Origin of the sequence: Pseudomonas wayambapalatensis (assembly GCF_049942315.1) — a bacterium.
GTDB lineage: Bacteria > Pseudomonadota > Gammaproteobacteria > Pseudomonadales > Pseudomonadaceae > Aquipseudomonas > Aquipseudomonas wayambapalatensis.
The window spans coordinates 47,313-55,698 of record NZ_JBNFMU010000191.1 but is presented as its reverse complement, the minus strand read 5'-3'; the positions used below and the strand labels follow the sequence as shown (position 1 = coordinate 55,698).

9 protein-coding genes are annotated in these 8,386 nt (G+C 64.9%); 8 read left to right on the top strand and 1 reads right to left on the bottom strand.

Features of this window, described 5'->3' with window-relative positions; translation table 11 throughout:
* The first annotated feature begins 49 nt into the window (after window positions 1-49).
* Complete coding sequence (gene cytX / locus ACPZMI_RS15365) at window positions 50-1,333, top strand: putative hydroxymethylpyrimidine transporter CytX (RefSeq protein ID WP_186665895.1); 1,284 nt, start codon at window positions 50-52, stop codon at window positions 1,331-1,333.
* Here the strand turns inward: cytX and ACPZMI_RS15360 are convergent.
* Window positions 1,302-2,048, bottom strand: coding sequence for an RsiV family protein (locus tag ACPZMI_RS15360; protein ID WP_426352576.1), 747 nt, complete (start codon window positions 2,046-2,048; stop codon window positions 1,302-1,304). The genes cytX and ACPZMI_RS15360 overlap by 32 nt on opposite strands.
* Window positions 2,049-2,220: 172 nt before the next feature.
* Here ACPZMI_RS15360 and ACPZMI_RS15355 point away from each other — a divergent pair, with 172 nt between their 5' ends.
* The 7 genes from ACPZMI_RS15355 to ACPZMI_RS15325 all read left to right on the top strand — a co-directional run bounded on the left by ACPZMI_RS15355 (window position 2,221) and on the right by ACPZMI_RS15325 (window position 8,377).
* On the top strand, window positions 2,221-2,838 hold the full coding sequence (locus ACPZMI_RS15355; RefSeq protein ID WP_186665897.1) for an NUDIX domain-containing protein: 618 nt from the start codon (window positions 2,221-2,223) through the stop codon (window positions 2,836-2,838).
* Window positions 2,829-3,281 carry a DUF1249 domain-containing protein gene (locus ACPZMI_RS15350; protein ID WP_186665899.1) on the top strand — a complete coding sequence of 151 codons (453 nt, stop codon included), beginning with the start codon at window positions 2,829-2,831 and terminating at the stop codon, window positions 3,279-3,281. The genes ACPZMI_RS15355 and ACPZMI_RS15350 overlap by 10 nt, the downstream gene beginning before the upstream one ends.
* 84 nt (window positions 3,282-3,365) lie before the next feature.
* Window positions 3,366-4,175 carry a 3',5'-cyclic-AMP phosphodiesterase gene (gene cpdA / locus ACPZMI_RS15345; RefSeq protein ID WP_426352575.1) on the top strand — a complete coding sequence of 270 codons (810 nt, stop codon included), beginning with the start codon at window positions 3,366-3,368 and terminating at the stop codon, window positions 4,173-4,175.
* A gap of 154 nt (window positions 4,176-4,329) precedes the next feature.
* A complete protein-coding gene (locus ACPZMI_RS15340) occupies window positions 4,330-4,938 on the top strand; it encodes a YqiA/YcfP family alpha/beta fold hydrolase (protein ID WP_426352574.1) in 609 nt (202 codons plus the stop codon).
* Window positions 4,939-4,974: 36 nt separating this feature from the next.
* On the top strand, window positions 4,975-6,879 hold the full coding sequence (parE, locus tag ACPZMI_RS15335) for a DNA topoisomerase IV subunit B (protein WP_054893165.1): 1,905 nt from the start codon (window positions 4,975-4,977) through the stop codon (window positions 6,877-6,879).
* The gene (locus ACPZMI_RS15330) at window positions 6,879-7,862 is read left to right on the top strand and encodes an esterase-like activity of phytase family protein (protein ID WP_483407402.1); all 984 of its coding nucleotides are present in this window, start codon (window positions 6,879-6,881) and stop codon (window positions 7,860-7,862) included. Before parE ends, ACPZMI_RS15330 begins: the two co-directional genes overlap by 1 nt.
* The gene (locus ACPZMI_RS15325) at window positions 7,859-8,377 is read left to right on the top strand and encodes a retropepsin-like aspartic protease family protein (RefSeq protein ID WP_426352573.1); all 519 of its coding nucleotides are present in this window, start codon (window positions 7,859-7,861) and stop codon (window positions 8,375-8,377) included. Before ACPZMI_RS15330 ends, ACPZMI_RS15325 begins: the two co-directional genes overlap by 4 nt.
* Window positions 8,378-8,386 lie beyond the last annotated feature (9 nt).

The following is an 8,386-nucleotide window of genomic DNA, read 5'->3' as shown; positions in this document are numbered from 1 at the left end:
AGGGCCGGAGACTTCACCACAGACCCCAACTCCTTTGGCGACCCTTCCAATGACCACCCCCAGCCATTTCTCCCCCGATCACCCGGTCCCTTCCAGCCAGCGCCTGTTCGGCGCCCGCGACCTGTTCTCGCTGTGGTTTTCCCTCGGCATCGGCCTGATGGTGCTGCAGGTCGGCGCCTTGCTGGCGCCGGGCCTGGGCCTGGCGGGCTCGGTGCTGGCGATCGTGCTCGGGACTGCGGTCGGGGTGCTGTTGCTGGCAGCGGTCGGGGTGACCGGCAGTGATACCGGCCTCTCTGCGATGGCCGGTCTGCGCCTGTCGCTGGGGCGTCATGGCGCGCGCCTGCCGGCACTGCTCAACCTGCTGCAGCTGGTCGGGTGGGGATCGTTCGAGATCATTGTCATGCGTGACGCCGCCAGCCTGCTGGGCGCACGCACCTTCGGCGAAGGCAGTGCCTGGAACAGCCCGCTGCTCTGGACCCTGTGCTTCGGCGCACTGGCAACCCTGCTCGCCGTCAGCGGGCCGCTGGCCTTCGTGCGCAAGGTGCTGCGCAAGTGGGGGATCTGGCTGTTGCTCGGTGCCTGCCTGTGGCTGACCTGGAACCTGTTCGCCAAGGCCGATCTTGCCGACCTCTGGCGTCGCCCCGGCGATGGCTCGCTGTCACTGGCGGTGGGCTTCGATATCGTCATCGCCATGCCGCTGTCGTGGCTGCCGCTGATCGCCGACTACTCGCGTTTCGGCAAGCGTGCCAGCCGAGTCTTCGGTGGCACCGCACTGGGCTTTTTCATCGGCAACGCCTGGCTGATGAGCCTGGGCGTGGCCTACACCCTGGCGTTCGCCCCGAGCGGTGAGGTGAATGCCCTGCTGTTGGCCCTGGCTGGCGCCGGGCTTGGTATCCCGCTGTTGCTGATCCTGCTGGACGAGTCGGAAAACGCCTTCGCCGACATTCATTCGGCGGCAGTGTCCACAGGCTTGTTGGTAAAGCTCAAGGTCGAGCACCTGGCGCTGGCGATCGGCCTGCTGTGCACCCTGATCGCGTTGCTGGCGCCGCTGGCCCAGTACCAGAACTTCCTGCTGCTGATCGGTTCGGTGTTCGCGCCGCTGTTCGGCGTGGTGCTGATGGATCACTTCGTGATCCGCCGTCGCCGCATGCCGCAGCAGGTGCCGGGGCTGCATTGGCCGGCGCTGCTGGCCTGGCTGGCGGGGGTGATGGTCTACCACCTGCTGGCGAACAAGGCGCCGGAGCTGGGCGCGACCCTGCCAGCCTTGCTGCTGGCAGGTGGCCTATATGGGGTGCTGCGTGCTATCCGCGGCCGGGAAACAGTTCGGGCTTGATGACGCCGTTCAGGCGCGGATAAGGGATCTTCAGTTCGACGTGGCCCATGGAATAGGGCGCGATCGCGTAGACCTCATACTTCACCACCACCGCGCCGTACGTCAGGGCGATGTGCGGCGAGCGCTTGAATGGCCAGGTCTTCACGAACTCGGCGTCCTTGTCCATGCCGGTGCTGATCAGCCAGGCGCGGTGCGACTCCTCGACGGTCTTCCAGAAGGTCTCCTCCTGGCCAGGCACCAGCATGTCCTGCAGCGTGAGGACCTTGTCCTGCTTGCGTGAATAGTTGATGAAGGCCCGCCCTGGCATGCCGTGGGCGCCGCCGCTGTCCAGGTAACTGGACAGCTCGACGATCACCAGTCCGTCATGCTGCTCGCGTACCTTGGCCTGCAGGTAGCTGCTGTTGCGCGCTTGCGCGCTGGCCAGGTATTGCTGCTCGTACTGCTGCAGCGTGGTGGGTGCGGTGCTGCGCTGGTTGTCTTCGGTCAGTTGCAGCAAGCGACGCTCGACGATGGCATCGAGCTTGGGCAGCGCCGGGAAGTGCACGGTGTCGATGTTTACCAGCGGGCAATCGCGCTCGCTGCAACCGGGTTTGACGTGCTCCCAGGCTTCGCGCTTGACCTCGAGCGGTGCGCGATAGTTGGGCGTGAACAAGCTCTGGCAGGCGCCGAGGGTCAACGCCAGCAGGGCGACGGCAGTCAGTTTGACGAGCGTCATGGTGATCCTTGCAGAACATGGATGATCGGCCTTGGACCGTCGGCAGGGCCTTCGGTTCGCCACTAAGCTAACAGAGTGAGAACAGCCTGTCCCGGTCGCCGGAAAGGGATGAAAGCTGGCGGCACGCAGAGTAGGATGGCGCGACGCAGTCGTTGATGTAACGAGGAATTCCATGTCAGACACCTTGAATTCGGTGCCCAGGGCGGTCGAGATCGTCGAGCGGGCCAATTGCTTCCAGGGCTTCTACAAGCTCGACAAGGTGCGCCTGCGCCACGAACTGTTCGCCGGTGGCATGGGGCGCGAGATCAGCCGCGAGCTGTTCGTGCGCCACGACGCCGTCTGCGTGCTGCCCTACGATCCGCTGCGTGATGAAGTGGTGCTGATCGAGCAGTTCCGCGTCGGTGCGCTGGACAAGACCGACAATCCCTGGCTGATCGAACTGGTCGCCGGGCTGATCGACAAGGATGAGCAACCTGAGGAAGTCGCCCACCGCGAAGCCGAAGAAGAGGCAGGCTTGAGCTTCTGCGCGCTGTGGCCGATGACCCGTTACTTCCCGTCGCCTGGTGGCAGTGACGAGTTTGTTCATCTGTTTCTCGGGCGTTGCAGCAGCGAGGGTGCCGGTGGCCTGCACGGGCTGGAGGAAGAGGGCGAGGACATCCGCGTGCGTGTCTGGTCGTTCGAGGATGCGTTGCAGGCAGTACGTGACGGACGCATCGCCAACGCGGCAAGCATCATCGCCCTGCAGTGGCTGGCGCTGAACCGTGACGAAGTCCGGGGGATGTGGAAGTGAACCTGCTGCGCGAACGCTACCGGGTCGATCTCGTCGGCCTGCAGGCAGCCTGCGAGGCCAACTACGCGCGGCTGATGCGCCTGCTGCCGGACATGCGTACCACGCAAAGCTCGCGACGCATCGGCATGACCCAGGGCGACCAGATGCTCGGCGTGCTGGTGCTCGACGTGGTGCTGGCCTGCCCCTACACCACCACGCTGCGGGTATGCCAGGAGCACAGCCTGCCGTGGCTGCCGGTGCCGCAACTCGAAGTGCAGGTCTATCACGATGCACGCATGGCCGAAGTGGTGAGTGCCGAGCACACCCGGCGTCTGCGCAGCATCTACCCGTATCCCAACGCGGCCATGCACCAGCCCGACGAGAAGGCCCAGCTCAACCTGTTCCTCGGTGAGTGGCTGAGCCATTGCCTGGCCTGCGGCCACGAGTTCGAAACCGTGCGTTGAAATGTGACGCCGGTTGGTTTCGAGTATTTGCTCCAACTCTTTCTGCGGCCATAATCGTGCCGAATCCGATCAAGGAGACGGCCGTTGTCGCATTCACCAACCCCTCCCGCGCAGGCTCCGGTGCATGTGGTGCAGCTCACCGACGCCCACCTGTTCGCCGATCCGGCTGGCACCTTGCTGGGCCTCAACACCCGTGACAGCCTGCGCCACGTGGTGAGCCAGGTGCGGCGCGAGCAGCCGCGCATCGACCTGTTGCTGTGCACCGGTGACCTGTCCCAGGACGCCAGCGTGAACTCATACGCGGCGTTCCGCGAGCTGACCGACGGTTTTGCCGTGCCGACCCGTTGGTTGCCGGGCAACCATGACGAGGCCGAGGTCATGGCGCGTGTGGCGCCCGATCTGGTCCATGCCGTTACCGACATTGGCGCCTGGCGCGTGGTGATGCTCAACTCGGCGGTACTGGGGGCCACCCACGGGCTTCTTGAACAAGACCAGCTGGCGGCCCTCGATGCGGCTTTGGCGTCGGCGGGTGAGCGCCACTGCCTGGTGTGCTGCCACCACCAGCCGGTGGATATCGGCTGCGCCTGGATTGCGCCGATCGGCTTGCGCAATGCCGATGAGCTGCTGCAGCGTCTGCGGACTTATCCACAGGTGAAGGCGTTGCTGTGGGGGCACATCCATCAGGAGTGGGACGAGGTCCGCGACGGTATTCGCTTGCTGGCCACGCCCTCGACCTGCATCCAGTTCGCCGCGCACAGCGAAGACTTCAAGGTCAGCGAAGAACAGCCGGGGTATCGCTGGCTGCGGCTGCATGCCGACGGGCGGCTCGAAACCGGCGTCGAGCGGGCGAAGGATTTCGTGGTGACCCTGGATTTCAACAGTCCGGGTTACTGACAGGCTACCGCTCTTGCAAAGACCGCGGCAGCCGTGGGATTTGAAGATTGTGTTGCGAAAATCCCACCCTTGCGCCAAAACCCGGCGAACGCGCTACACTGCGCGTCCCTGTGCCCGCATCGTCGGGCGCGAAGCCACAGATTCCGGGGGCAGCATGTCGGGTTCCATCCTCTATATCCATGGCTTCAACAGCTCGCCGTTGTCCGCCAAGGCGCGCCAGCTCGAAGCGGTGATGCAGCAGTTGGGTCTGGGCGACCACCTGCGCGTCCCGGCCCTGCATCACCATCCGCGCCAGGCCATGGCCCAGCTCGAGACGGCTATCGCCGAGCTCGGTGCTCCGCTGCTGGTCGGCAGCTCCCTCGGCGGCTACTATGCCACGCACCTGGCCGAGCGCCATGACCTCAAGGCCCTGCTGGTCAACCCGGCAGTGACCCCGCACAAGCATTTCGACGGCTACCTCGGCACGCAGCGCAATCACTACAGCGAGGAAACCTGGGAACTGACCCTCGACCACGTTCAGGCCCTGGCCGAACTGGAGGTGCCGCCGCCCCAGGACGCCTCGCGTTATCAGGTGTGGTTGCAGACTGCTGATGAAACGCTGGACTATCGCCATGCCGAACGTTATTACCGGGCCTGCGCCCTGCGTATCGAGGCGGGCGGTGATCACAGTTTCCAGGGTTTCGCCGAGCGCCTGCCGGCCCTGCTGGCCTTCGCCGGCATTGCCCGCGCGCAGTATGCGGCGCTTGATTTTTCTGTATTTTGACCTTTTTTGCACTCACCAGACTGACGACGAGAACCCATGGCCAATCCCAGCGCTAGCGCCTATAACGCAGACGCCATCGAAGTCCTCTCCGGCCTTGACCCGGTCCGCAAGCGGCCGGGCATGTATACCGACACCAGCCGGCCCAACCACCTGGCCCAGGAAGTCATCGACAACAGCGTCGACGAAGCCCTCGCCGGTCATGCCCGGTCGATCCAGGTCGTGCTGCATGCCGACCATTCGCTGGAAGTCAGCGACGATGGTCGCGGCATGCCGGTGGATATCCACCCTGAAGAAGGCGTCTCGGGTGTCGAGCTGATCCTTACCAAGCTGCACGCCGGCGGCAAGTTTTCCAACAAGAACTACCAGTTCTCCGGCGGCCTGCACGGCGTGGGCATTTCGGTGGTCAACGCCCTGTCGACCCAGGTCCGCGTGCGGGTCAAGCGCGACGGCAATGAATACCAGATGACCTTCGCCGATGGTTTCAAGGCCACCGAGCTGGAAGTAATCGGCACGGTCGGCAAGCGCAACACCGGTACCAGCGTCTACTTCGCGCCCGATCCCAAGTATTTCGATTCGGCCAAATTTTCCATCAGCCGTCTCAAGCACGTGCTCAAGGCCAAGGCCGTGCTGTGCCCGGGGTTGTCGATCAGCTTCGAGGACAAGGGCACCGGCGAGAAGGTCGAGTGGCACTACGAGGATGGGCTGCGCTCGTACCTGGTCGACTCGGTCAGCGAATTCCAGCGTCTGCCCGACGAGCCGTTCTGCGGCAGCCTGGCCGGTAATAAAGAAGCTGTTGACTGGGCGCTGCTGTGGCTGCCCGAGGGCGGCGACAGCGTTCAGGAAAGCTACGTCAACCTGATCCCCACCGCCCAGGGTGGCACCCACGTCAATGGCCTGCGCCAGGGCCTGCTCGATGCCATGCGCGAGTTCTGCGAGTTCCGCAACTTGCTGCCGCGTGGGGTCAAGCTGGCGCCTGAGGACGTGTGGGAGCGCATCACCTTCGTGCTCTCGATGAAAATGCAGGAGCCGCAGTTCTCCGGCCAGACCAAGGAGCGCCTGTCGTCTCGCGAGGCCGCGGCGTTCGTTTCTGGCGTAGTCAAGGATGCCTTCAGCCTGTGGCTCAACGCCCACCCGGAGCTGGGCATGCAACTGGCGGAGCTGGCGATCAGCAACGCCGGCCGTCGCCTCAAGGCGAGCAAGAAGGTCGAGCGCAAGCGCATCACCCAGGGGCCGGCATTGCCCGGCAAACTGGCCGATTGCGCCGGGCAGGACCCGATGCGTGCCGAACTGTTCCTGGTCGAGGGCGACTCGGCAGGTGGTTCGGCCAAGCAAGCGCGTGACAAGGAGTTCCAGGCGATCCTGCCCCTGCGCGGGAAGATCCTCAACACCTGGGAAGTCGATGGCGGCGAAGTGCTCGCCAGTCAGGAGGTGCACAACATCGCCGTGGCCATCGGCGTAGACCCAGGTGCCACCGACCTGTCGCAACTGCGCTACGGCAAGATCTGCATCCTCGCCGACGCCGACTCCGACGGCTTGCACATCGCCACGCTGCTGTGCGCGCTGTTCGTCCAGCACTTCCGTCCGCTGGTCGAGGCCGGGCACGTCTATGTGGCCATGCCGCCGCTGTACCGTATCGACCTGGGCAAGGAGATCTACTACGCCCTCGACGAAGCCGAGCGCGACGGCATTCTCGACCGTCTGGTCGCCGAGAAGAAGCGCGGCAAGCCCCAGGTCACCCGATTCAAGGGCCTGGGCGAAATGAATCCGCCACAATTGCGCGAAACGACCATGGATCCGAACACTCGGCGCCTGGTGCAGCTCACCTTGGATGACCTGGCCGGCACCACCGAGATCATGGACATGCTGCTCGCCAAGAAGCGTGCGGGCGATCGCAAGAACTGGCTGGAGACCAAAGGCAACCTGGCCGAGGTCCTGGTTTGATTCGTCTGCTTGTCGCAGCCTTGCTCGCGCTGGCCAGTTTGGCGAGTTTCGCCAGCGACTGGCCGGAGCTCAAGCTCACCGCCGAGCACCCGATCGAGGGCATGCGCGGCGGCAACCTGTCGGGCCTGGCCCTGTGCCGTGGCGCCCTGTGGGGTGTCTCGGACCGCGACGACGATCGTATCTACCGACTGGAGCAACAGGAAGGTGTGTGGCGGGCAGAGGCCCTGGCCTTCACCCCGCCACCAGTGCCGGAGAGCGGGCTGCCCTGGGGGCTGAAGTCACGCAACTGGGCGGTATCGTTCATTCGTGGCGGCGAGCTGGATTTCGAAGGCATCACCTGTGACAGCGCGGGCAACTTCTATGTGGTCAGCGAGGCACATGCGGCGGTGCTGCAATTGCCCGTCGAGGGCGAGCCGAACTGGCTGAGGATCGATCCGGCCATGGTTCGCCAGGCCCGTGCCAGTGGCATGCTGCTGCACTTCAATGCCTTGTTCGAAGGCCTGGCCATCAATCCGGCCGGTGACCGCCTGTGGTTGGCTGCCGAGCGCGAGCGTCGGGGGCTGATTGCCGTGCAGCGCCAGCAAGCGGTATGGACCTGCGGACGTAGTTGTGTGCTGCTCAGCGAGGCCGGAGTGGAGATGCAACCGTCACAGATGCCCGGCTCGCGGGCACTGTCGCGGGACTTCGCCGACCTTGCACTGTTCGACGGCAAGCTGTTCACCCTGGAGCGCAATGCCTTCCGCATTTGCCGGCGTGATGCCGACACCGGAGCGGTCGAGCGCTGCTGGTCGTTCGCCGCCGATGCCCTGGTCGACACGCGTCGCTACGACCAGCCGTTCGGCCTGGCCGAAGCGCTGGTGATCGACAAGGACGGCGCCTGGATCGGCCTGGACAACAACAACGGCACCCGTGCCGATGGTGAAACCCGCCCTATCGTCTGGCGCTTTGCCGCGCCAGCGGGCGGCTGGAGCGCGGAGCCTTGAGCCAGCCAGCGGGCAAGCGGGCGGGCCGGGTCCTGATGGTCCTCGCCTGGGCGGCGGCGATGTTTCTTGCCACGCGCTTTTTCGGGCAGTGGGAGGATCGCCAGCAGAACCCCAACAGTGTCGTGCAGTCCGAGCGCGGCGAAGGCTTTGTCGAGGTGCGCCTGCTGGGCAATGGCCAGGGCCACTTCGTCGCCGATGGCGCGATCAACGGCAAGGTCGTGCATTTCATGCTCGATACCGGTGCCACCGATGTGGCGATCCCCGAGGCACTTGCCCGTGATCTGGCGCTGCAGCGCGGCGCGTCGGTGATGCTCAGCACCGCCAATGGCCGCACCGAGGGCTACCGCACACGGCTCGACAGCCTGCAGTTGGGCGATATCCGCCTGCGCGATGTGCGTGCCCTGGTGGTGCCCGGGCTGGACGGACAGACGGTGCTGCTCGGCATGAGTGCTTTGAAACAACTTGAATTTACTCAGCGCGGCGGCACCATGCTGCTGCGCCAGAACCTGAAATGACGAGGCTCG

Bases quoted from the DNA above. Each gene is read 5' to 3' on its own strand.
- cytX (WP_186665895.1), top strand. From the start codon at position 50: ATGACCACCCCCAGCCATTTCTCCCCCGATCACCCGGTCCCTTCCAGC.
- ACPZMI_RS15360 (WP_426352576.1), bottom strand. From the start codon at position 2,048: ATGACGCTCGTCAAACTGACTGCCGTCGCCCTGCTGGCGTTGACCCTC.
- ACPZMI_RS15340 (WP_426352574.1), top strand. From the start codon at position 4,330: ATGTCGGGTTCCATCCTCTATATCCATGGCTTCAACAGCTCGCCGTTG.
- ACPZMI_RS15355 (WP_186665897.1), top strand. From the start codon at position 2,221: ATGTCAGACACCTTGAATTCGGTGCCCAGGGCGGTCGAGATCGTCGAG.
- parE (WP_054893165.1), top strand. From the start codon at position 4,975: ATGGCCAATCCCAGCGCTAGCGCCTATAACGCAGACGCCATCGAAGTC.